At 33.6% G+C, this 21840-nt stretch carries 33 protein-coding genes; 1 reads left to right on the top strand and 32 read right to left on the bottom strand.

Going from position 1 to position 21840, the window contains the following annotated elements; genetic code table 11:
* The 32 genes from C0512_RS12080 to C0512_RS11925 all read right to left on the bottom strand — a co-directional run.
* Nucleotides 1-782: hypothetical protein (locus tag C0512_RS12080; RefSeq protein ID WP_290861926.1), on the bottom strand; the 782-nt coding region annotated here is incomplete at its 3' end.
* Complete coding sequence (locus C0512_RS12075; RefSeq protein ID WP_290861924.1) at nt 779-1939, bottom strand: hypothetical protein; 1161 nt, start codon at nt 1937-1939, stop codon at nt 779-781. The genes C0512_RS12080 and C0512_RS12075, both read right to left, overlap by 4 nt.
* 276 nt (nt 1940-2215) lie before the next feature.
* Complete coding sequence (locus C0512_RS12070; RefSeq protein ID WP_290861922.1) at nt 2216-2689, bottom strand: hypothetical protein; 474 nt, start codon at nt 2687-2689, stop codon at nt 2216-2218.
* Entirely contained in the window at nt 2682-3140 is a 459-nt protein-coding gene (locus C0512_RS12065) for a hypothetical protein (RefSeq protein WP_290861920.1), read from the bottom strand. Before C0512_RS12065 ends, C0512_RS12070 begins: the two co-directional genes overlap by 8 nt.
* A complete protein-coding gene (locus C0512_RS12060) occupies nt 3106-3726 on the bottom strand; it encodes a hypothetical protein (protein WP_290861918.1) in 621 nt (206 codons plus the stop codon). The genes C0512_RS12065 and C0512_RS12060 overlap by 35 nt, the downstream gene beginning before the upstream one ends.
* A complete protein-coding gene (locus C0512_RS12055) occupies nt 3702-4934 on the bottom strand; it encodes a phage terminase large subunit (RefSeq protein ID WP_290861916.1) in 1233 nt (410 codons plus the stop codon). Before C0512_RS12055 ends, C0512_RS12060 begins: the two co-directional genes overlap by 25 nt.
* The gene (locus tag C0512_RS12050) at nt 4915-5331 is read right to left on the bottom strand and encodes a hypothetical protein (RefSeq protein ID WP_290861914.1); all 417 of its coding nucleotides are present in this window, start codon (nt 5329-5331) and stop codon (nt 4915-4917) included. The genes C0512_RS12055 and C0512_RS12050 overlap by 20 nt, the downstream gene beginning before the upstream one ends.
* Nucleotides 5324-5902 carry a phosphoadenosine phosphosulfate reductase family protein gene (locus tag C0512_RS12045; protein ID WP_290861912.1) on the bottom strand — a complete coding sequence of 193 codons (579 nt, stop codon included), beginning with the start codon at nt 5900-5902 and terminating at the stop codon, nt 5324-5326. Before C0512_RS12045 ends, C0512_RS12050 begins: the two co-directional genes overlap by 8 nt.
* On the bottom strand, nt 5899-6681 hold the full coding sequence (locus tag C0512_RS12040; RefSeq protein ID WP_290861910.1) for a bifunctional 2-polyprenyl-6-hydroxyphenol methylase/3-demethylubiquinol 3-O-methyltransferase UbiG: 783 nt from the start codon (nt 6679-6681) through the stop codon (nt 5899-5901). The genes C0512_RS12045 and C0512_RS12040 overlap by 4 nt, the downstream gene beginning before the upstream one ends.
* Nucleotides 6681-7211 carry a ParB N-terminal domain-containing protein gene (locus C0512_RS12035; RefSeq protein WP_290861908.1) on the bottom strand — a complete coding sequence of 177 codons (531 nt, stop codon included), beginning with the start codon at nt 7209-7211 and terminating at the stop codon, nt 6681-6683. Before C0512_RS12035 ends, C0512_RS12040 begins: the two co-directional genes overlap by 1 nt.
* Nucleotides 7212-7320: 109 nt before the next feature.
* Entirely contained in the window at nt 7321-7680 is a 360-nt protein-coding gene (locus C0512_RS12030; RefSeq protein WP_290861906.1) for a hypothetical protein, read from the bottom strand.
* 580 nt (nt 7681-8260) lie between these two features.
* Nucleotides 8261-9256 carry a PcfJ domain-containing protein gene (locus C0512_RS12025; RefSeq protein WP_290861904.1) on the bottom strand — a complete coding sequence of 332 codons (996 nt, stop codon included), beginning with the start codon at nt 9254-9256 and terminating at the stop codon, nt 8261-8263.
* A gap of 332 nt (nt 9257-9588) precedes the next feature.
* Nucleotides 9589-10011: a PcfK-like family protein gene (locus C0512_RS12020; RefSeq protein ID WP_290861902.1), complete on the bottom strand. Its 423-nt coding sequence runs from the start codon at nt 10009-10011 to the stop codon at nt 9589-9591.
* Complete coding sequence (locus C0512_RS12015; RefSeq protein WP_290861900.1) at nt 10008-10472, bottom strand: hypothetical protein; 465 nt, start codon at nt 10470-10472, stop codon at nt 10008-10010. Before C0512_RS12015 ends, C0512_RS12020 begins: the two co-directional genes overlap by 4 nt.
* Nucleotides 10459-10644, bottom strand: coding sequence for a hypothetical protein (locus C0512_RS12010; RefSeq protein ID WP_290861898.1), 186 nt, complete (start codon nt 10642-10644; stop codon nt 10459-10461). Before C0512_RS12010 ends, C0512_RS12015 begins: the two co-directional genes overlap by 14 nt.
* Nucleotides 10637-11287: a DUF3560 domain-containing protein gene (locus tag C0512_RS12005; RefSeq protein ID WP_290861896.1), complete on the bottom strand. Its 651-nt coding sequence runs from the start codon at nt 11285-11287 to the stop codon at nt 10637-10639. Before C0512_RS12005 ends, C0512_RS12010 begins: the two co-directional genes overlap by 8 nt.
* Nucleotides 11288-11315: 28 nt before the next feature.
* A complete protein-coding gene (locus C0512_RS12000) occupies nt 11316-11738 on the bottom strand; it encodes a hypothetical protein (protein ID WP_290861894.1) in 423 nt (140 codons plus the stop codon).
* A gap of 71 nt (nt 11739-11809) precedes the next feature.
* Nucleotides 11810-12016, bottom strand: a complete 207-nt coding sequence (locus C0512_RS11995; RefSeq protein WP_290861892.1) for a hypothetical protein — start codon at nt 12014-12016, stop codon at nt 11810-11812.
* Nucleotides 12017-12055: 39 nt separating this feature from the next.
* Nucleotides 12056-12859, bottom strand: a complete 804-nt coding sequence (locus C0512_RS11990) for a hypothetical protein (protein ID WP_290861890.1) — start codon at nt 12857-12859, stop codon at nt 12056-12058.
* Nucleotides 12825-13673 carry a hypothetical protein gene (locus tag C0512_RS11985; protein ID WP_290861889.1) on the bottom strand — a complete coding sequence of 283 codons (849 nt, stop codon included), beginning with the start codon at nt 13671-13673 and terminating at the stop codon, nt 12825-12827. The genes C0512_RS11990 and C0512_RS11985 overlap by 35 nt, the downstream gene beginning before the upstream one ends.
* 325 nt (nt 13674-13998) lie before the next feature.
* Nucleotides 13999-15663, bottom strand: coding sequence for a DEAD/DEAH box helicase (locus C0512_RS11980; protein ID WP_290861887.1), 1665 nt, complete (start codon nt 15661-15663; stop codon nt 13999-14001).
* A gap of 25 nt (nt 15664-15688) precedes the next feature.
* The gene (locus tag C0512_RS11975; protein ID WP_290861885.1) at nt 15689-16234 is read right to left on the bottom strand and encodes a hypothetical protein; all 546 of its coding nucleotides are present in this window, start codon (nt 16232-16234) and stop codon (nt 15689-15691) included.
* 16 nt (nt 16235-16250) lie between these two features.
* The gene (locus tag C0512_RS11970) at nt 16251-16643 is read right to left on the bottom strand and encodes a hypothetical protein (RefSeq protein ID WP_290861883.1); all 393 of its coding nucleotides are present in this window, start codon (nt 16641-16643) and stop codon (nt 16251-16253) included.
* Entirely contained in the window at nt 16640-17380 is a 741-nt protein-coding gene (locus C0512_RS11965; protein ID WP_290861881.1) for a hypothetical protein, read from the bottom strand. Before C0512_RS11965 ends, C0512_RS11970 begins: the two co-directional genes overlap by 4 nt.
* Complete coding sequence (locus C0512_RS11960; protein WP_290861879.1) at nt 17367-18281, bottom strand: DUF1351 domain-containing protein; 915 nt, start codon at nt 18279-18281, stop codon at nt 17367-17369. Before C0512_RS11960 ends, C0512_RS11965 begins: the two co-directional genes overlap by 14 nt.
* Nucleotides 18281-19273 carry an ATP-binding protein gene (locus C0512_RS11955; protein WP_290861877.1) on the bottom strand — a complete coding sequence of 331 codons (993 nt, stop codon included), beginning with the start codon at nt 19271-19273 and terminating at the stop codon, nt 18281-18283. The genes C0512_RS11960 and C0512_RS11955 overlap by 1 nt, the downstream gene beginning before the upstream one ends.
* A 30-nt stretch (nt 19274-19303) precedes the next feature.
* Entirely contained in the window at nt 19304-19519 is a 216-nt protein-coding gene (locus C0512_RS11950) for a hypothetical protein (RefSeq protein WP_290861875.1), read from the bottom strand.
* Between the two features lie 3 nt (nt 19520-19522).
* Complete coding sequence (locus C0512_RS11945; RefSeq protein WP_290861873.1) at nt 19523-19732, bottom strand: hypothetical protein; 210 nt, start codon at nt 19730-19732, stop codon at nt 19523-19525.
* A 77-nt stretch (nt 19733-19809) separates the two neighbouring features.
* Nucleotides 19810-19995: a hypothetical protein gene (locus C0512_RS11940; protein WP_290861871.1), complete on the bottom strand. Its 186-nt coding sequence runs from the start codon at nt 19993-19995 to the stop codon at nt 19810-19812.
* 9 nt (nt 19996-20004) lie between these two features.
* Nucleotides 20005-20223, bottom strand: a complete 219-nt coding sequence (locus C0512_RS11935) for a hypothetical protein (protein ID WP_290861869.1) — start codon at nt 20221-20223, stop codon at nt 20005-20007.
* Nucleotides 20224-20475: 252 nt separating this feature from the next.
* Nucleotides 20476-20685 (bottom strand): hypothetical protein, encoded by a 210-nt coding sequence (locus tag C0512_RS11930; protein WP_290861867.1) that lies wholly within the window; start codon nt 20683-20685, stop codon nt 20476-20478.
* A gap of 74 nt (nt 20686-20759) precedes the next feature.
* Entirely contained in the window at nt 20760-20981 is a 222-nt protein-coding gene (locus C0512_RS11925) for a hypothetical protein (RefSeq protein ID WP_290861865.1), read from the bottom strand.
* Between the two features lie 118 nt (nt 20982-21099).
* On the opposite strand from C0512_RS11925, the gene C0512_RS11920 reads away from it, so the two are divergent.
* A complete protein-coding gene (locus tag C0512_RS11920) occupies nt 21100-21717 on the top strand; it encodes a S24 family peptidase (RefSeq protein ID WP_290861864.1) in 618 nt (205 codons plus the stop codon).
* Nucleotides 21718-21840: the final 123 nt, after the last annotated feature.

The following is a 21840-nucleotide window of genomic DNA, read 5'->3' as shown; positions in this document are numbered from 1 at the left end:
TCTGCTCCTAAGTTATTAGCGTAAGCAGTATTAAAGTTATTTGGAAAAAAATTTAATAATAAAAAGGAGTAGAAAAAATCATTACCATCTGCCATAAGTTCAGAATCTTGAGTACTGATATTAATCAAGGATGGTTCAGAAGTAGGTATTGGTTTGGGATAAGTTAACCAATTATTTTTCCATTTTTCAGAATTGAATACTTCTCCTGAAAATGTGAAATTTGCAAATTGATGAATTCTTTCCCATATATAACTTTTACGTGCGGATGGAACCAGGTAATCAATATTAATCCTACCATCTATTAAAGATTTTCCATTGTAGTCAGCAATAATATATTTATACATTAAGTCATCATTCACGAACGTATCAATAACGTTGTCCATATTCTTCAAATGATTCAACTCTGGCACACCAATTTCACTAATGTTTTTATTCTCAATGGACCGGTAGAAGTCAATCAATCCATCATAACAATTAAGCTCATAACCATTGGAAGTTTTTGTAATATTTGCCCAGCCTTTATATATCAAATGTTTTCCGGAATCAGCATCAATCAAATCAAAAACATTCTTTTGGTAAGGAACATTACTTTGATTTCCTACCATTGATAAATTTTGCATGATTCTATTATTAACAGCATTGAAAGGCACCACAATACGATTAGTGAAATTTGATTGTCTATTATCTAATGATGCTAGATCATTCACTTGTTTAGTATGTGCTATAGGTCTTGTCTCTGAAAGAATTAACCTTTGTCCGTTTAAGTATGCGATGTAACTCATAATCGTTGCATGTATCGTTCTGGAAGCTCAAGTTCCAATTCAATCGTATATAAATTTGTATTTGGCTTTGTGATGTTTAGGCTATTTGTTTTTAGGGACACTTCAATCCAATCATTTATTTCTGCTCTTGTAAATCTCTCCCCAGTGAAATAGTAAATCTTTGGACTATCCAAAATAGATTCTAAAATTAGTTTTTGTTCTAAAGTCATTCTTTCATAAATGCATCTCAAACTGTCTTGAGCACTTTTACCACTTTGTATTTTTGGAGAAATAGTATCTTCCAAATTCGAAAAATCATTTTCAAGTTCAGAAAAATATCTTGAGTTCCTGTTTCTAAAATGGTTTTCCGATAACAACCAATAGTTCCAACGGCCATACTTGTTCAAGAACTTAATGTAAATACCACAATCAGTATCTTGCTTATATATATTCAAAATAGGTTCTTGAAGTTCGGTATTGTGTTCAAATCTTAAAACATTTCTCCCAACAACCAATGGAAGAAAATCTTCAATAGTTACATCGGTTTTTCCATCACTAAGAAAAACAGAAGTGATATTGCCTTTAGCTAAAAAAGAATAGTCTAAAGCATTTGATGTATTGATTAGTTTGAATTCATCATCTGGAAAATTTGTATAAAATGAGAACTCAAATGGATATCCTTCCCAATAATAAATATTAGTAACGTTGTTGGTTCTCGTGGCCACCGGAGATAGAATAAGGTAATTAGATTCTGAAATTATAATTTCATTCTTTTTATAAGTTTCTAATTGTTCAACTCCGGATAAAAATTTTAATGTTCTGGTTTCACTTTCAAAAGTATTATCTGTAAAATTAATTGTAAATGTAACCGTTGGGTTTAAGAATGCATTGTCACTTACATCATAGGTAAATGTTTCAGCATCTAAAGAGTTAAATTCAGTTACCAGGTTATCTGCAAAGTTGTTTGTATTGATGTCTGATTTGACATAGTCTGATAAATTGAATAGGAAGCTTCCATCAGGATGAGGATAAATAATAATTGGAGATATACCAATACCTAGAATTCTACAATTAACCGGAACTTTATCATCTGTATCAGAATAAAACTTCACAAAATGATTATTGTAAGCCATCAATAGGTTAGTTGTCGATATGTCTTTTAAAAATACTACAGCCATTTTATTAATTTTATTAATGAGTAAATGAATATCAAATGAATTACAATTATTACTACTGTTCTTTTTATTCTATTTTTTACGGGCTTTTTCATAACAATGGATTTTTTTCTTTTGATAGTTCGAAATCTTTATTAACTGAGTAATCAGTTCCACAAGACACTTCATATACAATGTTATATTTACGTATTCTAATTTCAGTTATCATTCTCGGTTTTTGCTCAACGTCATGTTTTAAATAGACAATTTGTCCTATCTCAAAATTATTTTCTATATCCATTATGCTGCTTGTTTTAATAATTGTACTACATCAGATTTAATTCTATTCAGATACACAATACCCAACTCATCCAACATATCTCTAATATCATTACCAAGAAAATCATCTACTACTGAACTTATAATAGCTCCTCGATTATATTCATTAGGAACAGTTATTCCCTCGTTCGCAATTTTACGAGCTATCAAGAACGCGAACTGGTCTTTTTTCTCTCTGAACTCATTAGGCAAACTATCTTTTGTTTCAATCCATTCTAATATTGCACTCCTTGGAGGAAACTTACCCGGTTCTCTTCCATGCTCCATAAATTGAGAATGAAAGGAACCCATCATAATTAATCTATCTCCAATGACTTTATACTCCAATTCTTCAGCATACTTTCCTGAAGCACGTAACCCAAGTTCATCATACTTTGCAACCAACTTCAATCGAAGTTTTTCTAAATACTTTATATAGATTGCGTCTTTATTCATGCTTGTGACTGCAGGTCATTTTAATTTTCAAACCATCCAAATTGTTATCATATATATTTTCAATTTCAATTACTTTCCAAGCTGTAATTTTCCAATCACTACAATCCAAAATTTTAATATAAAATTCGGCTGCTAATTGTTTCAACTTCTTAATGTGAGTTTCATACTTATACTCATAGCTTGGGTCTGAAAAATTACTTGTTGCCAAAATCAAAAGCTCTGCGTCATAAACTATATTTTCAACTGCTGAAAATTCATTCATCTTGTGGGTATCATCCACCCAAAGTAATTTGAAGTACTTGTTTCTTTCCTCAAAAAGTTTGTTGTCATCATTTTGATGATCTGCTAAGTTTTGCCAATGGTCTTTTCCATAAGCATAATGAAAAAGCTTAGGAGCTGGTTCCGGTGCATTTAAACTATCTACCGTTTGTTTGATTCTTTCTTGAAGCATTTTCTTGTTTCTTTAAATTGATATCATTAATTAGTTTGGATATTGCTAATTCTCTAAAAATTATTGTGTATGGCAATTTCAAATATTCTTCTTGCTTTGTTAGGTCCGGACAAATAGCTCTTAATGAATTGTAATAACCGTATTCAAGTAACTCCTCAGCTCCGGCCATCTTATCTTCATCCTTTATTTCTGAATTTAATCTTTCTAATTCTGCTGCTTCTAACTTCTGCATTTGTTCTGTTATGTATTTGTAACATGCAAATACATTTAGAATTTCTAATTTCAGAAATTGCTTTTCATCGATTGGGTAAAGTATTTTTAATACATCATATAAATTATTTTTTTTGAATCCATTCCTGATCATTAAAATATCGTTCCATGAAAGCTTCCAAAAATCATTAGATTTAGGTTCAACATTCTTTCTTAAAAAAAAATGTTTCTTTGTTCTAAGAATACTATTTGGTTTAACATAATTCTTAATTACATCATCAATGAAATCCTTTTCATTTGGAAGCATTGATAGATAGTCATCCATCTTTGGCCTTGATAATAATAATCTTTCTAGTGAGTTGATGAGCTTCCCCATGTGCCTGTATTTTTAGATTGGTAATAAATGAAATAACCACCAGCCTCTGTAACGTGGTCAAATCCACTATGCTTATCCGGCTCACCATTTTTATATGTTTGGCTTTCCAAAGCTTCAGTATAAACCGGACAATTATTTGTATTAACGTAATATATTATATTACCCTTTGAATCTGAAAAAGCCAAGTTCACAGAATTTACACGGTCTTTCACAAATGGATTCTTCGATAGTTTACGAACTAGGAAACCTTCTTGTTTCAAAATGTCAATATCGGATCTACCAGCTGAATCCCTATTTGCTCCTGATGCATCCGGATAGATAACAATTTTGTAACCCGGATACTTTTGCTTAATCAATTGGCACATTTCAAGAGTATCATAAGCATTAATAATCTCATCAACTGCTGTTTTAACACTTCCATCTACAACATGCACAACTGCATTCATCTTTGTAATGTTGAAATCCATTCCGATATGAAGAACGTCGTTTTGTTGGATGGTTCTATCACTATGATTCTGGGTTCTCTTGAATCGATGGTAGACCGTTCCTGATGTTAAATTTACGAATTCTCCATTAAGGTAAGCTTCTAGTTGTTGAGGCGTATATGAATCTGTTAGGGTATCGATATAATCTTCGGGTAAATACGGGTTGTCCGCTGTTTTTCCCTTTATGATAACGCGATTTGCCTTATTCTCTTTTACAAAGAATTTATAAGCCCATTTGAAACCTTCTGGTGTTCCGACAACATCTGTTCTATTTGGTTCTCCGTTTGGTAATTTCTTCCGGTTACGAGCAATAATCTTGTTGAAAGCTATTGTCATGTTATCGGTGGAAAGTAAATCAGTCTCATCGATTAGCGAGTAACCAACTTCATAACCTACTATTCTTTCCGGATTGTTCAAGGAACGCATAATTATCCTTCCAAAAGGAGTTTCATAATAGTATTTTGATTTATTCAAACTGTAGGTCATTCCTAAAACTTTGAACATTTCTTCAAATCTTTCAAAGGCTACATCTTCAATCAATCCATAGGTTGGCATATAGTAAGCAACCGGAATTCCAGGGTACCTCATTTTCATAGCAATAACCTTCAATACTCCTCCTTGTGTTTTCCCAGAACCATAACCACCTATTAAGGCGGTGTGTTTTACAAGTGACTCAATGAACTTTGCTTGATGAACTAATATGTCAATCTTTACTTTTGCCATACACTACATTGAATTCTATTGCATCAACTTCTGGCAATTCAAGTTTAACAGTTTTTGGCAGCTCAATACCTTCAAGCTTAATGATTTCTTTTTCAACAGCCATTATCGCGGATATCCCTGATGGAGTTCCTTTATAAGCATCTTTCAATGAACGCTTGATTTGCTTCAGTTCAGCAATCTTTAATTCGCGTTTCATATCAAGATTAACGCCTTCAATCTTTTTCCAGCTATCATAAGCATCACGTACATACCTTTGAGCTTGTCGAACGTCGAGACTCCACCGTTCCATTATTTGCTTGACAATTAAACGGTCTTGAATACCTTCAATAATCCAACCTTGGACCATGAACAGCCTATTCTCCTTTTCAATAGCAGTACATTTTATTTTCTTACTCATTTGGGAAAAGTGCGTTGATGATTTCGATTAAGTCCTTTTGCTCTTGCATTACTGCCCGAACTCTTGACGCCTCTTCCTCACGCATCTTTTGAATAGCATCCGGAACGTTGTCAAGAGAAGTAGACTGCAATGTGTTTAAAAGGTCAACTTTATTGCTGAGCCTTTTCTGTAACAAATCTTTGATTGTTTTTACAGTTGCCATAATTGCTATTGGGTCTTTTTCTCTCATCCATTCCTTTCCAGGTTCCCAACAGTTTAACCATTCTTCTTCATGGCTTGTAGCATTGAATATTTTGAAATGAACTTGAAGCCATAAAGGTTTTACCTCCGGCATTTCCATAATGGTCTTAACGTAATCAGCTGTCATCTGAAACTCTGCTTCCTGGTCTAACCATAAAACGGAAAGAGGTAACCGGTTTCTTTTTTTTGCTTCCATCAAAGCAAGATTGAAAACTATTGTACTATCCTTTCCTCCGGATATACCAACCACTACATTTTCAAACTCATCAAATAGATATGATACCCTTTGTTGAGCAGCTTCAAATACATTTATTTTTTGGAAGATCTTCATATTGATACGATGTAATAATTATTGAATTCCATTACTAAGTGAAGAAATTCATTTTCAAGTTCTTGCTTTGTCCACTTTTGATATTTAGGAATGATATTCAGATGCTGATGAGTAACCGGCTTGTAATTCTCTTTGTAGAACATAAGGAACAATCTTCCTTTGTAATTCCATAGCTTTTCAAATACGCTCAATTCATTTACGTATGAAGCAGAGAACAGAGCAATGACATTGTCATATTGATTGCCTAGTTTTAATAGTTCCTCTGCTGTAGTGATTGTAACACTACTTCTTTTATCCGTATGTTTTTTGATGAGTTCCTGAATCATGCTTGGTGATGGGTCGATTCCGTGATACTTTTCAATTGGTTTGTTATCCAAAAGATAACCGGTACCACATCCAATATCGAGAACAGTTCCTTTCAAATCTCCGAGCATGTTAAAGATTAGTTTGTCCTCAGCTAAATAATAGGTTTGGTCAAAGTAATCATCGTAAGAAGTAACGTTGTTGTAATCACTCAAATCAGTTACTTTGGCACGATTGACAAACGTGTTCTTAAATCTTGCTGATTGAGTTGTCCAATAGTAATAATCACCTTGAATGATTATTGGATGCACAACCTGGTCAAACTGTTTAGGGATTCCGTTTTTCTTGATTAAGGCTTTTATCTCATTAACCAATTCAAAATGCTCAACCTTCCAATCCATGATAAACCAATAACACCCCTTTTGAGTGAGTGACATTGTCCATAGGCTTTCAGGTATTTCTTTAAGGATATCCATTAATTATGCATGTTTTTTATATGGAACTCATGACCACAATCAGGACAGATAACCTCAATAGTAGATGCTATTTTTTCTCTGATACCCATTTCATCCTTACTCTTTTCCATATCCTCCGCAGTAATTGCTTCTGAGTTGAAAGAAGGGGATAGGTTAGGCTCAAAATTATCCTTAGGAAAATCAACTCCCCAATCTTTTAAAAGTTCTGGTGTACCGAAATCAAGAAGCAAATCATAATCCCATTTACCGAAATTGGCATTGTCCTTAATGACAAATTCACGTTGTTTTTCCTCTGGCCAATCAACTACTATAACCGGTACTTCTTTCCATCCAGCCTCAACCATTGCTTTGTGTCGCATGTTTCCACCTACAATTACGTTGGACTTATTAACAACTAGTGGGCGTGCCTCTGACATTTCAGGAAACTCAATTATAGATTTTAAAAGAGATGAATATGCTTTCTCATCTATGAATCTTGGATTGTTTTCATTTGGAAATACCTTTTCAATTGGAAGTTTTACTATTTTCATAACGACTTGTTTAGACACAAAAGTAATAAATAATATTACTTTGAAGAAATAAAAAAAGAGTTACCGTGAAGTAACTCTTTCCTACTAACCAAAAAAACTAACTATGATGTTAAACGCAATGCCTGTGTAAATATTTTATAACTGGTTTTGGTTGATGTCGTATGTTTGTGGATAATCGTTTATTTACATACGATGTTTTGTTAATCCATCCTACATCTGATGGCACGTTGATAAAGATGTTTTTGAAATCTTGAGATACTTTTTGGAAAGCTTTGTTTTCATTGGTTACTTCTGTAACCTGTGCTGAAAAGATTTCCGGTTTCATTGATTCTACATTCAGGATTTGTTGTTCCATCATTACGATAGGAATAGGTTCCTGTTTTTGTTTTTGCTCCGGTGATAGTGTATAAGCCTGCACCGTGAAAACCATCATCCCGATGGCAAACATTAAGAGCGTTCTTAATTTCATTTGATATTATTAAATGATAAACGAAAACAAATATAGTAATAAATTATATTACATCTATACTATGGATTTTTTTTTAATTAAAAAACGAACTTTGTTCCGGTATGAGTTTAAACAAATAAATTAATTTTGAAAAAAAAGCTAAAAGGTAAGAAGTTTGTGGCAGTTGAGGAAAGTAACTACTTTTGTATCTGTTCCCAAAAGTAAATTTACGACATTCTTTTGTTGATAACTAAAATTGACTAATACCTTAGTTTGAGTTAATTTTGATAAATATAAAAACCGAGATTCGTGGTCTCGGTTTTTAATGCCAGCCTTGGTAGCTGAGGTGTTTTATTACAACGTTCTAAATTTTTCGACGCGAATGAAAAAAAAGAAAAGACGTTATAATGTTTTCAGGTTCCGGATTACATTTGAAATAACAATTGCATTAGGAACACTTAGTTTTTTGTTTTAATTCTAAAAAACCATCTGCACAAGCGGGTGGTTTTTTGTTCTACAAATATACAACTATAATTAAAAGCATGAATTAATTGCGAACAAATTTTGCACTTTTTTACATTTAATTACATTTAATTACATTTTATAACATTTTCTGGGATACAGATTTTTTTACTTTTTTCAATTTTAATCCGGATACGTTTTTAATTTTGCTGGTATTTTTAGAAATAATTTCTAAGATTTGTTGATTAAATTTAGATGCTTCATTTTGTAATCCTCGCGATTGAAGAACTTTAAAATTGCTAAGTGATAATTCAATTGTTTCCACCGGTTCCTGTTCTGCATAAGCTACCAATAGTAAAGAATCTTTCTTCTTGTAATAGGCATTGGTATAGATGCAATGTTTAAATTTGTCACCGTATTCCAAAACCTTTTCGACACTATCTATTACTTTAATTGTAATTCCATTTTCTTGAAAAGCCAAACCAAAATACATTCCTTTTTCTTTTTCATAGTTCTTTTGGTCTGTAATCATTTTCTTCTTCTGTGCTTCGAGCTTTTGTCTTTTCTCTACAATTCTTTTCTTTTTCACATAGCGATCATGTTCAGCTTTCAAATTGGCCGGACAGATGTATTTTGGACTGTGCAAGTCTTTTCCAAAATATGAGAGTAGGTCTAAATAGTCATACCACAACCCGGCATCTTTAATTTTATACTTATGCCTTAGCACAATTTTAATTTGTGACCAAAATCTATTATGTTCGCTTTGTTTGTGAACAGCAGTAAAGAGTAATTCCTTTTGCCTAGTTTTAAATAGGGTTTCAATCTTTGGTGATACTTCAAGTAGATTCAAAAGAAACCGGTAGTCGCAATTGTGAAAATCATCTTTAAGACCATACTTATGGAACCTTGGTAAAAATTTCGGTTTTGGTAAATTAAAATCAGAAGCAACATTGTCATAGGTTGGAGCTCTCCACCCGGATTGCATAACGTTTCTAATTTCATAATCAGAAGTACTGAATCCATCTGTATTATAGGATATGGTTCTGCCAATAATAACTCTTTTATTTTTATCCCAATCCTTCCATTCTTCAAACAAACTTTTATAACTATACTCCGGAAGTTTATTTTTGCTCATGTGTTTCCAGCATGAAAAATATCTATGAACTTGAAATCTATCTACAGTTAAAGATTCTGAGAATGTTAGTATACGAACGCCTCTTTGTCCGTTTTCAATTTTTATATGCTTGAGTTTCTTTTGGCATGATGGACACTTCACACCAATTAATTGTTTAGCCCAAAATTGTAAAACTGGTTTCCACTGGTGATTACATTCCAAACATACCAGGTTCTTGTAATGGGTAGTGTAATAGAAATCATGTTTTGAAATCATGAAAGGTTCATGATGCTTTGGTTCTGGGATCCTCTTGTGGAGGTCCCAGACTTCTACTTGCAATCTAGTTTTTGGTTTCATAGCATATCGAATAAAGAAGGTTTGGCTTTGGATGTTTCCACCGGATTTTTAACTTCACGTTTCTTTGTCATCTTTTCCTTTTCCTGAGCTATTACATCATCAATGGCTTTTTGTCTAGCCGCTGCTTTTTCTTCTTCGCTTAGCTCCACCACATGATTGACTACTACTTTGGTGTTTGAGTTTATATTACCTTTCACATTGATACTATCCTCATCGTAATAGTGAACTGCCATTCCAAATATTTCAGAATCTTCGAAGCCATTGCATCCGGATTTTTGCACTGTTTGTAAAATGTAGGTAATACATCCATCAATGTTTTTGTTTTCCTTTTTTAAGGTTTCGGCAAATAGGGGATCCTTCTCTGCTAATTGGTTCAAATGGTTTTGAATTGAATTTTTAAAATTGTCTGTTGTTTTCATGCTTGCTCGGTTTTAATTGAATTATTGTTTTTAACTAGGTTTTCTGCTTTGCTTAAGAATTCTGTTATACTTGGCGGAACTTCACAGTCCGCAATGAATTCTTTGTACTCTTGAATAAGTCCGGAAAGTATTTCTTCTTGCTTTTTAAAAGCTTCCATCATTAGCTTATGACCAAACTCAGCATCATTCTTCCATGATTGAAGATTATCCCTTTCTGCTTTGATTTCGGTGTAAGCATCAAGTTTTAAGTATCTTACTTTTTCAAATGTTTCTCTAAGCTTTTGAGGACTTTCAATTCCAGCCATAGCGTTTACGCATTCAACAATACGCTTTGCATTGGCAATATCTTCTGACTTTAATGTTCCGCTTCCATGAAGGCTTGATATGAATAAACCATCAATGGATGTTATAAAATTCTCTTTTGTTTTCCAAGGTTCTGGAGTGTGATTAGTTTTGCTCATTGTTATTTTTATTTTGATTTTTGAATCCGATTTTGTTTTCTTGATTATGCTTTTTTGCTAGTGCTGTAACCATAGGAAGTATATCCTCAATTGGTAAATCAATTTCCTTTGATACATCTGCTATCATCTTGGCTGCCTTTGATAGCATTGCCATTGTTTCTGTATTATTCATTCCCCCATAACTTTTTAGCATCATTAAAAAGGTCCTGAAATTTGTTTACATCCTTCTTGGCATAAGTCAGAGAATATGAATGTCTCCTTTCATACTTTCCGGATTTCAATCCTTCATGGTATTCTTTTGCCTCTTCAAGTTTATACTCGTAATACTCCATACTTTCCGGCATTGAAAGATTAATATCATTAGCTCTCTTGGTCCAGTAATCTGCTTTGCTTTCATGTACCTCTGCTACTTTACCATGTTCGACAGACTTTGACATTCTGTTCCAATTTCTATCGATTAATGCTCGATGCCTTTTTTCAGAATGATGTCCTACTTTGATTGGTTCTGCAAGTGAAAGAAAGTCTTTGCCTTCTTGTGAAGCCTGGTAGTATTCATTTGATTTCTTTTCTCTAGATATTGCCCAGCTTTGGTAACGTTCAGCTTTTGCTTTGCAATACTCTTGATAGTTGAAACCATCAGCTCTAACAATTGAGTAATAGAAGTTGCTTTCTTTATCACGGTGAACCAGATTGAAAACAATACATTCATGTTCTTGTCCGTATTTTGTTGTAAGGATTATTGAATCTCCTTTTTCATGTTGTTCTGGGCATTTTGCCACAAAAACATTTGCTGTGTACTTTGCGTAAGTGTTCATAATTTGCTCTATTTAGTAATATTTTATATTACAATTTACGTAAAAAAACCTTTATATCCTGAGGGAAATCGGAATAATTCAGGGCTGTATATCGTAATACTTTCCATCCATTTAAGATGGCTAAATTGTACTTTACACAGTCTCCGGTATATCCTTTTTTTGTGGTATGCCTTGACTTTTCAGAATTTAATCCTTCATACTCAATGGCTAACTTTAATTCCGGTATAGCCCAATCAAAACGAAACCTTCTCACTTCATCAAATTTAAGTTCGCGAACATATCCGCTGATCACTCCAAGTCTTTTCATTTCTTGCAGTAATGCTTCAATTGTATTTTTCCCTACAGAACCTTTGTCAACATTCGGGATTTTAACTGATTCAGTGTTTTGTTGAACATGTATGCTAAGTCCTTTTGTTCTTAAGTTTTGAATGTCTTTTGCTGTCCAGCTCATACTTTGATTTTTTGCATATTGTACAATCATCTATTTTGTGTGGTGTTATTCCAACACATCTTTTACAGTATTTAAACTTCATCTTTTGAAATTGTTTTCGGCTCAGGAATGTTAAACAATGAATTCTTCTGTACTGGTATCGCTTCTGGATGTTCTCTTCTGTCAACTATGTTTCCATTAGGTAACACACCGGCATAACCTGATTGGTTGATTTCGTGAATCTTAATCAAATCTTCACGACCTGCTTCTCTCAACTTTTGTTTTAATTCTTCTGTCATTTTTTATATATTTGTGTTATGAAACAATTATTCAAAGACTTAGGTATTTTTATTCTGATTGCTGCAATCATGACTTTGGCATACGTTACTTTCGTTATCGTTGGCCAATTCATTCTTAAAGGCTGATAAGTCACTACAAAAAGCTTTCAAGTATTCAATTACCAATATTGATCTGCAACGGTTTTGAACTACTCGGTTCTTCTTTCCAAGCTTTATTTGGTCCATAAGAAACTCTAATGAATGCCTGAATTTTTCATTTCCTTTGTTAGCATCTCTATCTTCTGTCAGTTCATTTTGGTAAACCTCCAACTGATCAGCATATAGTTTCTTCTTTTCTTCATTGGATACTTTAATCTTTCCAGCCTGTTCCAGTTCATCATAAAGTATCCACGCTTCTGTACAAATGCCTTTCTCATTTAGTTCCTCAAATAAATGCTCTATGAATCTCTCACGACGTTCTGCTATCTCATCGTGAGTTATCTCATCAGAAGTTTTTGTTAATGCTTTCTTAGCCTTGTAATACTCTGTGTTGAGTAACTTACTTTCCATGTAAGCGGTTAGAACTTTTGCAGTGGTATTGTTTGAAAGCTCGGGCAATAATTCAAAGTCATTTCCTTTTGCATCTTTCAGTTCTCGACTCATGGCTAACTTGAAAGCATTGTATATCTCTCCAGCTGTTAGCTTATTGAATTTTGAAGTGGCCAAAAACAATAACCAATCTTTTGCCATCTCAACATTCTTTTCACGAACCTGCAATAGCCTCATTAAATCATTGGTTAGTTTTGTTTTCGTTTCAACAGGTGCATCTTTAATACTGTCCTGGGATATTTCCAGCTTGAGCATCATTGGTAAGTTCTCGTATGAACTCATCGGTATCGATAGCTGCTGGTTTGTAACCCGTACTTGAATTTCCTGTATTGTTAATTGATTTTCCATCTTTTGGCTGATTTACTATTACGTCAAATTTTGATGATAGGTGAGTAAGTAAAAAGTTTGCTTTTAGCCACTCATCCTTTAGGGCATTATCTAAAAACTTATTGAAGGTTTTTAATGCCGCAATTTCTGTCCAAGCCTCTACATTGTTTTTTTGGATGTAGAGCTTTTCTAACCGGTTGATTATTGATTGTAAATTTTTTGCAGATGCACCATTGAAAGTAGGTTTAGCAGATGTATGAGATTCATAGGTTCTAAACCAAATATCAACAAATGATTTCCAAAATTTTGTTGAGTTACTTTCCACCGGAGACTTGACTCCGGAAGAAGAATTTAGTTTTAGTTTTTGTTTAGGTTTTAGTTTATCTTTAGTCTTAAACAACCCCGAGCCAACCTCATCACCAACCTCATCACTAACCTCAACACCAACCTCATTAGTAACCTTTAAAAATTTTTTCAAGGTATACATAACATTAGGGCTTCCGTTTTGTGTTTTAAAATCAATTAATCCTGATTGCTTTAATCTATTACGACTGTTGTTAAGAGTAGGGTAACTGATTCCTAAATCTGCACAGATTTTAGAATTGTTACGCTTGAACGAAACGGACCAAGATGTTTTATTGTTTACCTCAAGTAGATAGAAGTAAAGTGCAATAACATTAGTTGGATATGTTTCTACATCATGCGAACGCCAGAAACCTTTTATTTGCTCTATGTAATTCATGCGTGGCGTATAATTGTAAATTTGACTTGTCTACAATAACTTTCTTTTGCAACTATATGAGGTTCAAATAGAGCTAGTAGACTTAAATACTTATTACGGTAATCATGTGTATACTGCATAAGAATTTTATGTTTTTTTTCATAAAAAAGAATATGGTCATGTTTGACTCCAAATACATCACCTATTTTTTTATAGGTATAATATCTTCTTTGTCGAAGAATAACTGATATCGCGATTCTACAATCAACATTATTTCTCAATCTGCTTTTGTCAAAGCAATCTGCTTTGAATATTTTGTTGGCTTCTGCACAAAGAGCATCTAAAATCATTTGAATAGTTTTAAAACGTTATCAATAAATTTCATTTCCATTTCATCAGTGGCACCGGTAATGGTGTTACCTATATGGCGTTTCTCCTGAATCATTTTATACATCTCTTCATCAATAGTGTCTTGACCAAGAAAGTAAGTACACATGACATTATTTTGTTGACCAATCCTGTGAGCTCTATCCTCACATTGAGCACAGTCTGCATAGGTCCAAGGATATTCCACAAATGCAACGCGACTGGATGCGGTAAGTGTAATACCTACACCTGCAGCTTTGATATTACATACGATAACTTGAACCTTAGGATCATTCTGAAAAGCATCAATATCACGTTGCTTTTCAACGTCTGACATTCTTCCATTTACAGAAGCAGAACCTGGAAACATTCTTCTGATTTCATCACCGATTTCATGAAGATTATGGAAAACAATTATCTTTTCTCCTGATTCAACAACTTCTTCTATGAACTCCTTAACTTCATTTAGCTTTCCTTTTGCGGAGATCTGCTTTAGAACACCCATCTTAACCATGATTTCACCTCGAAGCTTTCTAGCAATTTCTTCATCACTTGCTCCGGATTCTTCAAGCCATTTCTGAAAGTCATTATATGCTTTTCTGTAATCCTCACGTGTGGTGATGTCACAAAGAATAGTTTGCCTTTGCTTTTCAGGAAGATCTTTAGCTACATCCTTTTTTTCTCTACGGAAATAACAATTCTTGTAAAGCATATAATTCAGTTCCTTTAGGTTGGATGCTCCAGAACCACCTTCACAATATCGCTCACGAAATACCTTTTCACTTTTCAACTTTCCAATTATGGCCAGCTGAGGTAAAGCATCAATTGGTTTGTTTACAACCATGGTACCGGTTAGGCCAATGCGATATGTTTTTCCTAATGCTATCTGCAGAGCTATTTTGGTACGTTGAGTATTCTTGTCTTTACATCGGTGAATCTCATCAATGATTACAGAATTAAATAGCTTAACTCTTGGGTTCATTTTAATTTCAGAACTATGTCTTAATTTGCCTTTTGGTGGCATATGGTCAACAAAGAATTTTTTCAATGATTCATAGTTAACAATGAAAACATCAATGCCAGCTACCTCATGATATCGATGCCAGGTATCTTTTATTTTATCATTTAGAATCAATGACTTCTTACCTGTCCACATTTCCCATTCTCTTTGCCAATTTATCTTGGTAGATGCCGGACAAATAACTAAGCATGGAAATGAAAGTTCTCCTTTAAGATTGGCAGCATAAATGGTAGCGATGCTCTGCAGTGTTTTACCTAAACCCTGTTCGTCTCCATTTATAAACCTTTTCAATTCGAGCCCCTTGGCCACACCTTGTAATTGGTATGGCCTTGGAATGGCTCCATTGTTTTTATTTACTATCGGTAATTCCATATCCAAATCTGGCATTGGTGGTATTTCTCCAATTTCCTCCGGAACATTTGAATTTATTTTAATCCATTCTGCTCTAGTTTTTTGTTGAATTACTTCCAATGAATCTCTTTGGCTGAATGGAACTACCCAAACCTTTCTTCCCCAGTCAAAGAATGAACCTGCAATTAATTTGATTAGATTTTGATTTCTATCTCTAAATCGATTGTAAGGTATCTTTACGTGGTATTCTGTTGGGTGCTCAATTATTTGCATTGCTCGACTCTATTTAATAATTGAACTATTCTTCAAATGCTCCAGAATCATCAGTAGATGAACCGAACATTTCAAGTTGTGTTTTTGGGGCTTGCTTTCCTTGCATATAGGCAACTACTTCTTCTTTCATTCTTTCAATTACAGCTCTTAATTCTGTCATGTACTTATCAGAAGAATCCATATCAATAGGTGGAGTTGAAAATGAAATTTCTTGATGATTGGCCAATTGTTTAGAACCGGAAAGAGTAAGCATTTCGAATCCTTTTTTCTCTTGAATTGAGAATTCATATACACGATATTTAAAGAATACTTGTGATTTAGCATTTTCAAAATCAAATACATATTCTTCCGGGTTCTTAACGGCATCCTCAATTACTTTTTCATCTGTAATTTCTTCCGTGATATAAGTAAAGAAAGGAATGAGTTCTCTAAACTTTAATCTTAAATCATCATGGATAGGAGCATCACATGCGGTTTTGATGTTGTTTTTAACATCACCATCTGTTTGGTCGAATTCAAAGTTTAGGAATAGACTTCCTCTGATGGTCGCTTTTTTAATTAATACATTCATATAAATAGGGTTTAAATTATTGCGGATTAAATGCTTGCATTTCTGCTTTGGCTTTACTTATTAATGTTCTGCACCAATCAAGTTGATGGGTGCAACTTCTGTTAACTCTCTCACACCAGTTCACGATATAGTTCTCATCATGACAAAGAGAATCGATAAACTTGTTACCGGTGGTTGCCGGAAGTGCTATAATCTTTTTCAAGTTTGTAACAACTTCGGAGTTCAATTTTCTATCCTTATGGATTTTGGCATCAGCCAATAGCTTACCGGTTCTTGCCAACATTGCACTGCAATAGTTACCTCTATCGATGGCTTGCTGAATATCCTCAGATAATTCAATTTCTATTTCAGACTGAATTATTTTCAGTTCCTTCATGATTTGTTCAAGGGTTGCTACTTCTACTATCATGCTGCTACTTCATCTAATGCGAAAATCTTTTTATCTGTAATCAAATGGCGGTGTTGTTCTATGAACTCAATGAACCGCTCAACATGATTCAATAGCTTCTGCTGTTCAATCTCATTGAAAGTGTACTCTTCGCTCCAAATGCTTTTGAAGTCTGTTATGATGTACTCAAATTCATTTATGTTGATACCTTCTTGATTCAAACAGTATGGATAAACTCGATGCTGCCAATTGTCACGGTATTTAAATGCTGAATACTTAGATGTAGTTTTCAAGTCTACAATCGTGAAAGGCATTAGTTGGTCAATGAATCCATATAGCTTTACATCTCCGTATCGAGTTGGAAGAATACCTTCACAGAATTTTGATGTAATTCCTCCGGAAAGAGCCTTTGCTATTTTTACTGTAAGATCAAACGGAAAGTTGAAAAGGTGATGTTTGTAATTAACAGCAATTACTCCACTTTCCTTGTAAGCTTTGATTTCCATTTTATCGGAAGTTCTTTTATCAATGATGCAGTCAACTACTTCATTGAATGCAGTTCCTCTATCAGCTGCGTCACTTTCAAAGGGTACACGATTGATACCATCGATTAGACTTTGAAATTGCTGTTGTTCAAATTCCTCCTCTGTGATTGATGGTTCTTCTGCAAAGCCCCAGAACTGTTGGTAGATACGAGAGCTATTGATATAGCCCTCGTATTTGTCCAACAAAGTAGGATAGATTTTATACTGTACCATTTTCAATCTTTTCAAAAGTGATACCGTTGTCATTCATGAAATTGCCTAATGCAACTAATTGAGCGTAGGTTCCGATTACCTTCATGGTTCTAGTTAGTAGTTCCTTTTTAGGTTCTGTACTAACAACCGTAGCTTCTGTACTTACTGCTTGAGGTTCTGTTTTAGCTTCCTCAAAAGGATTGTCATCTACAACTACTTCCATTTTTGCAACTGCTTCAACTGGTGCAACTTCTTTAGCTCTTGCCTCAGCTTCTTTTTGAGCTGTCTCCCGGTTCTGTTTTAGAGTATTGGCATATTGAATTGTCGAATTCAAATTCAAAGTGTCTAGGTACAATGATTTCAATAGGTCAATATCAGAACCAATAGCTTCGATGGTAATTATATAATCTTTGATTTTACTGATTTTCTCTAAAATCTCCTTTTGAACATCTTTCATTTTGGCTGTTTTATTCAACCACTTCTCATCAAAGATTTTGTAAATGGAAACAAGGTTAAAATCTTGAGCATCCCAAAACTTTCCAATCTCAATTTTCTTGGATTCCTTTTCCTTTGCTTCACTTTCCTTGACCACGGAATCAATTTTATCCGTGGCAGTTTTGATAAGCTTGCAAGTGTCATTGATGATTTCCTTAAATTCTGAAAATGGCTCCATGAATTCCTTTTCTAATTCAATACGCTTATCGTTCAAAACCTTTGAAGCTTTGTTTAGAGTTGCTTTGTCCTTTTTAGCTACATCAATATTGCTTTCATTATAGTTAGCAATATCATAGTTAGGAAGGATTTTCTCTACCAAAGATTTTATCTCTTTTGCGTTGGTGGTTAATGCTCCAAGCTTCTGTTCGCTGATTACTAACTCAAGGTCTTTCTCCTCGATTACGAATGTTTCAAGTGAATTTTCCATTATACTAAAGAGTTTTGAGTTTTAGCGGTATTCTCTGCAACCGGTGGAGCAGGAGCAATGTATTTCTTGGCATCTTTGTCAAAAGACAATCCTAATTTTTTTACATGTCCTGACAACAATTGTCCGGATGCAGCTTTAGAGTTACCAATGTGCTCAAAGGCATCAATTCTACCAACAAAATCATTGGCTGAATCTGCATCGTGAATCAATACAATTTCATGCTCCAATTCTTTCATCAAAGCATCGTACTTATTGATTAGCTCTTGTCTTACTTCTAGTCTCTTAGCATAAGACTTCATCACGAATTCTGCGAAAAAGTTATTTTTCCCGACTACAACACCGGTTTCATTTACAGTTACCGGAACTTTGATAGAGCTTGGAAGGTTGCAGGTATTTTTTCCATCGTTACGGCTTGTAGGGTCGAATGTGATAACTCTATCACGTCCATTGGCTTCAAGATAACCAACCAAATCAAGTTCAGTTACTAAGCTATCATAGTTAGAACCTCCGAATTGTGGAATGTATCTAGTATCATCACCTTCACTTTTTGTTTCTCTATGTGCTACATAAATCACATGTTTGTCGATTGAGGAAATCTTTCTGTTTAAAGCTGAAAATTCCGCTTTTCTTTCACCATAACCTTGTAAGGTTAAGGTTCCATTTGCTTTACCCATTTTGGAATTGCGTTTGATGATATAATCACCCATGAAATCCAAACACTTTCCACCAGTATCGATAACCAATGTTTCGTAAGGTGTAAGATCTTCTTTCTCCAATACGTCCAAGAAATCTTGATAACTTGAAACTTGTACTGTATCGACACCGTTAAGGTGTGCGAAGTTCACACGGTGTACACCGTTGTCAAAGTCGAATAATAATGGCTTTGGTGATGAAAGAGCTAGTGTAGTCTTTCCGGTACCAGGTTGGCCGTAAATTAATGCTTTGATTTTGCTCTGAATGTTAAGCTCGTTGGCTTTTTTAATTAAACTCATAGTTATTTAAATTTGAATTAATACTCGATTTTAGAACCATTTAAAGTCCGACAAATGGTAGTCGTTTAACATCTCTTCGAATTGAGGTGTTCTGTATTTATAAGCCAATTGAAGAAGCTCAAAGGCTCTTTCTTCATTGATGGTTTGGTCAAACTCTTTTCTGATAATCTCACCCATCAATTTCAAACTTTTATCATCTGAAACTTGAGTGTTTTGAAGCTTTGCTAATAATTGCCCTGGTTTCATATTTTAAAGGTTTACTCTGTTAGGTGATACTTTTACTCCGTTGTGATAGGTTCCAATGATGAACCGATGTTTGCTTTCCGCTTGTTCAACTGCTTCTTCGATTGAATTAGCTTTGATGGAATAGTTTTCAAATTCCTTTTCTTCATTTCCGAATCGATACCAAACTTCAAGGTTGAAAGTTTGTTGTTCAGGTTTTTTGCTTATCTTTGCCATACTCTATTTGATTATGCCTTGCTCGGCGTTATTAAAATTTGATTTAAAACCACTTCTTGCTCGGGGTGGTTTTTTTATTAGAATATTGTTTCAGGAAACTTTTCTTTAAGAAGCCAAAGAGGAGCTTTCAATTCTTCTTTATTTTCATTGAATTCAACTTGACTTTTTGGAAACCAAGCGTAGTCTCCTTCACAATCCAAGTAGAAACTCTTTTCTGTTTCTCGGATTAATTTTGCTTCTATTGTATAAATTTCATTATTCATAACTTGCTCTTATTTGGTTAAACTTGCTCTTAAACTATTTCTTAATTGTTCTGGGAGAACATTCCCCTTTCGGGACCGCTCCGTTGATGCTCCCAACATCTCCAGAGCGGATTTTGCTTCACTTTCGAGTTGTGTAGCTATGCTAATATTCTGCTCAGCAACTGCTCGTAATTCCCTTGCAGAATTTAATTGTCGTTTGTAAAATGATATTTGCTCGGTTCTGTTCATCTTAAAAGTGTAAATGCGATTATTCCGGCTATGAATGCCAATAAAGATTTTATCATATCTTTTGTATCGTCACTCATTTTTTTAAATATTCTATTAACTCTAATGTTATACTCTTTTCATCTTGAGTAAGCAAAGGCAAAAGCAACTTTGAATCTGACATAGCGTTTAAGCTTTTGTCAAGTATATTTATTAGCTTATCCTTTTCGGACTCACTAATTTTAATTTTGATTCTAAATTTCTTTTCGACTTTCATTACTCTACTTTTTCAAATATATCTTCAGCATTTAATCCTGAATGACTTTTAATTATTTCTACAACCGGATAAAGTCCTACACATCTTGATTGCTTTCTTCTTGCCCATCTTTGTACAGATGCTTCTTGTAAATCAAGTTGTTTTGCTATCTTTCTAACGAGTTCATAATCGTTAAGAAGTAATTCGAAAATTTGCTCTTTTATTTCCATTTGATTTTAATTTTATATTGACTGGAGGAAGCCCCTTTCCTCCGTGTCAATATGTTTTATGAAAACTGGGGCTTTTATACTAATACTAAAAAATCAGAATCCTCAAAATCATCATCTGACTTTTCTGTTTGTTTGATTTTTGGCAATGCACATGATTTTTGATTTGGAAAATTTTTTAAATGATGATTAGCAATAAATTCATCAACTGACATTTCAGATTCTGGTTTTTCCCAAGAAATAAGCATTGTACCGATTTTAGATACAATTTCAACGATTTTTAATACAAGTGTTTTCATTTTTGTTTACTTTTGACATATTGACTTGACAAATATACGAAATATTTTTCGTTTTCAAACAAAAAACAAAAAAATTTCAAAAAAAATTTCGTTTTTCATTTCGATTAAAATTATAAAAATGGATTTTTACGATAAAATATTAGTAGAAAAAAAGAAAAGAGGCCTTAATAATAAAGATCTTGGTGATGTTTTGGGCATGAATGGTGAGGCTTTTAGAATGGCTGTTAAAAGAAGGAGTTTAAATGTCTTACAAGTCAAAGAAATCGAAAAATTTTTCGATTTAGAACAAAATATTTTAAATGAACCAATTTCTCAACCATACATTTCAAAAAACAAAGGAGTCCCTTATTACGATATTGATTTTATTGGAGGATTTGATGTTATAGATAATGATCAAAGTATTAATCCAAGTTTTTTTATAAATTTTAGTCCATTTAATGATGCGGATTATTATGTTAATGTAACCGGTAAATCAATGTCTCCTTTGATATCTCATGGTGATATAATTGCTTTAAAAAAGATTTCAAATTGGAGAGACTTTATTTTGTATGGAGAAATTTATGCAATTGTAACTGATGAATTCCGAACAATAAAGATTGTTACAAAAGGTAGTAAAGATGGATTTTTAAAATTAATACCTTTCTCAAACGAACCTGAATTTGTTGAGCAAGAAATTCCAATAAAAATTATTAACCATGTATTTGCTGTAAAAGGCAGTATTAAAAAATTTTTCTAGTTATGAAAAAATTGATTCTTATATGTATTATTTCTTTTATTTCCTGTTCTGGAGAACAAGATGTTGTTAATGTTGTTAAAAGTGACTTAGAGAGCCTTAAATTGAGTCAAAGTGAAATTGAAC

The sequence above is a fragment of the Flavobacterium sp. genome (assembly GCF_013822155.1).
Classification (GTDB): Bacteria; Bacteroidota; Bacteroidia; order Flavobacteriales; family Flavobacteriaceae; genus Flavobacterium.
The sequence above is the reverse complement of the archived record's forward strand: the minus strand, read 5'-3'. Positions and strand labels throughout refer to the sequence as shown.

Excerpts from the sequence above, each read along its gene's own strand:
- C0512_RS11990 (WP_290861890.1), bottom strand. The coding sequence starts at position 12,859 with ATGCTCAAGCTGGAAATATCCCAGGACAGTATTAAAGATGCACCTGTT.
- C0512_RS11945 (WP_290861873.1), bottom strand. The coding sequence starts at position 19,732 with ATGGCAAAGATAAGCAAAAAACCTGAACAACAAACTTTCAACCTTGAA.
- C0512_RS11955 (WP_290861877.1), bottom strand. The coding sequence starts at position 19,273 with ATGAGTTTAATTAAAAAAGCCAACGAGCTTAACATTCAGAGCAAAATC.
- C0512_RS12065 (WP_290861920.1), bottom strand. The coding sequence starts at position 3,140 with ATGCTTCAAGAAAGAATCAAACAAACGGTAGATAGTTTAAATGCACCG.
- C0512_RS12075 (WP_290861924.1), bottom strand. The coding sequence starts at position 1,939 with ATGGCTGTAGTATTTTTAAAAGACATATCGACAACTAACCTATTGATG.
- C0512_RS12015 (WP_290861900.1), bottom strand. The coding sequence starts at position 10,472 with ATGAGCAAAACTAATCACACTCCAGAACCTTGGAAAACAAAAGAGAAT.
- C0512_RS12050 (WP_290861914.1), bottom strand. The coding sequence starts at position 5,331 with ATGAGTAAGAAAATAAAATGTACTGCTATTGAAAAGGAGAATAGGCTG.
- C0512_RS11965 (WP_290861881.1), bottom strand. The coding sequence starts at position 17,380 with ATGGTACAGTATAAAATCTATCCTACTTTGTTGGACAAATACGAGGGC.
- C0512_RS12000 (WP_290861894.1), bottom strand. The coding sequence starts at position 11,738 with ATGAGCTGGACAGCAAAAGACATTCAAAACTTAAGAACAAAAGGACTT.
- C0512_RS11940 (WP_290861871.1), bottom strand. The coding sequence starts at position 19,995 with ATGAATAATGAAATTTATACAATAGAAGCAAAATTAATCCGAGAAACA.
- C0512_RS12010 (WP_290861898.1), bottom strand. The coding sequence starts at position 10,644 with ATGAATAATACAGAAACAATGGCAATGCTATCAAAGGCAGCCAAGATG.
- C0512_RS11925 (WP_290861865.1), bottom strand. The coding sequence starts at position 20,981 with ATGAAAACACTTGTATTAAAAATCGTTGAAATTGTATCTAAAATCGGT.
- C0512_RS11920 (WP_290861864.1), top strand. The coding sequence starts at position 21,100 with ATGGATTTTTACGATAAAATATTAGTAGAAAAAAAGAAAAGAGGCCTT.
- C0512_RS11985 (WP_290861889.1), bottom strand. The coding sequence starts at position 13,673 with ATGAATTACATAGAGCAAATAAAAGGTTTCTGGCGTTCGCATGATGTA.
- C0512_RS11950 (WP_290861875.1), bottom strand. The coding sequence starts at position 19,519 with ATGAAACCAGGGCAATTATTAGCAAAGCTTCAAAACACTCAAGTTTCA.
- C0512_RS12070 (WP_290861922.1), bottom strand. The coding sequence starts at position 2,689 with ATGAATAAAGACGCAATCTATATAAAGTATTTAGAAAAACTTCGATTG.
- C0512_RS11970 (WP_290861883.1), bottom strand. The coding sequence starts at position 16,643 with ATGATAGTAGAAGTAGCAACCCTTGAACAAATCATGAAGGAACTGAAA.
- C0512_RS11960 (WP_290861879.1), bottom strand. The coding sequence starts at position 18,281 with ATGGAAAATTCACTTGAAACATTCGTAATCGAGGAGAAAGACCTTGAG.
- C0512_RS11930 (WP_290861867.1), bottom strand. The coding sequence starts at position 20,685 with ATGGAAATAAAAGAGCAAATTTTCGAATTACTTCTTAACGATTATGAA.
- C0512_RS12005 (WP_290861896.1), bottom strand. The coding sequence starts at position 11,287 with ATGAACACTTACGCAAAGTACACAGCAAATGTTTTTGTGGCAAAATGC.
- C0512_RS11935 (WP_290861869.1), bottom strand. The coding sequence starts at position 20,223 with ATGAACAGAACCGAGCAAATATCATTTTACAAACGACAATTAAATTCT.
- C0512_RS11980 (WP_290861887.1), bottom strand. The coding sequence starts at position 15,663 with ATGCAAATAATTGAGCACCCAACAGAATACCACGTAAAGATACCTTAC.
- C0512_RS11975 (WP_290861885.1), bottom strand. The coding sequence starts at position 16,234 with ATGAATGTATTAATTAAAAAAGCGACCATCAGAGGAAGTCTATTCCTA.
- C0512_RS11995 (WP_290861892.1), bottom strand. The coding sequence starts at position 12,016 with ATGACAGAAGAATTAAAACAAAAGTTGAGAGAAGCAGGTCGTGAAGAT.
- C0512_RS12025 (WP_290861904.1), bottom strand. The coding sequence starts at position 9,256 with ATGAGCAAAAATAAACTTCCGGAGTATAGTTATAAAAGTTTGTTTGAA.
- C0512_RS12035 (WP_290861908.1), bottom strand. The coding sequence starts at position 7,211 with ATGAAAATAGTAAAACTTCCAATTGAAAAGGTATTTCCAAATGAAAAC.
- C0512_RS12020 (WP_290861902.1), bottom strand. The coding sequence starts at position 10,011 with ATGAAAACAACAGACAATTTTAAAAATTCAATTCAAAACCATTTGAAC.
- C0512_RS12040 (WP_290861910.1), bottom strand. The coding sequence starts at position 6,681 with ATGGATATCCTTAAAGAAATACCTGAAAGCCTATGGACAATGTCACTC.
- C0512_RS12060 (WP_290861918.1), bottom strand. The coding sequence starts at position 3,726 with ATGGGGAAGCTCATCAACTCACTAGAAAGATTATTATTATCAAGGCCA.
- C0512_RS12055 (WP_290861916.1), bottom strand. The coding sequence starts at position 4,934 with ATGGCAAAAGTAAAGATTGACATATTAGTTCATCAAGCAAAGTTCATT.
- C0512_RS12045 (WP_290861912.1), bottom strand. The coding sequence starts at position 5,902 with ATGAAGATCTTCCAAAAAATAAATGTATTTGAAGCTGCTCAACAAAGG.
- C0512_RS12030 (WP_290861906.1), bottom strand. The coding sequence starts at position 7,680 with ATGAAATTAAGAACGCTCTTAATGTTTGCCATCGGGATGATGGTTTTC.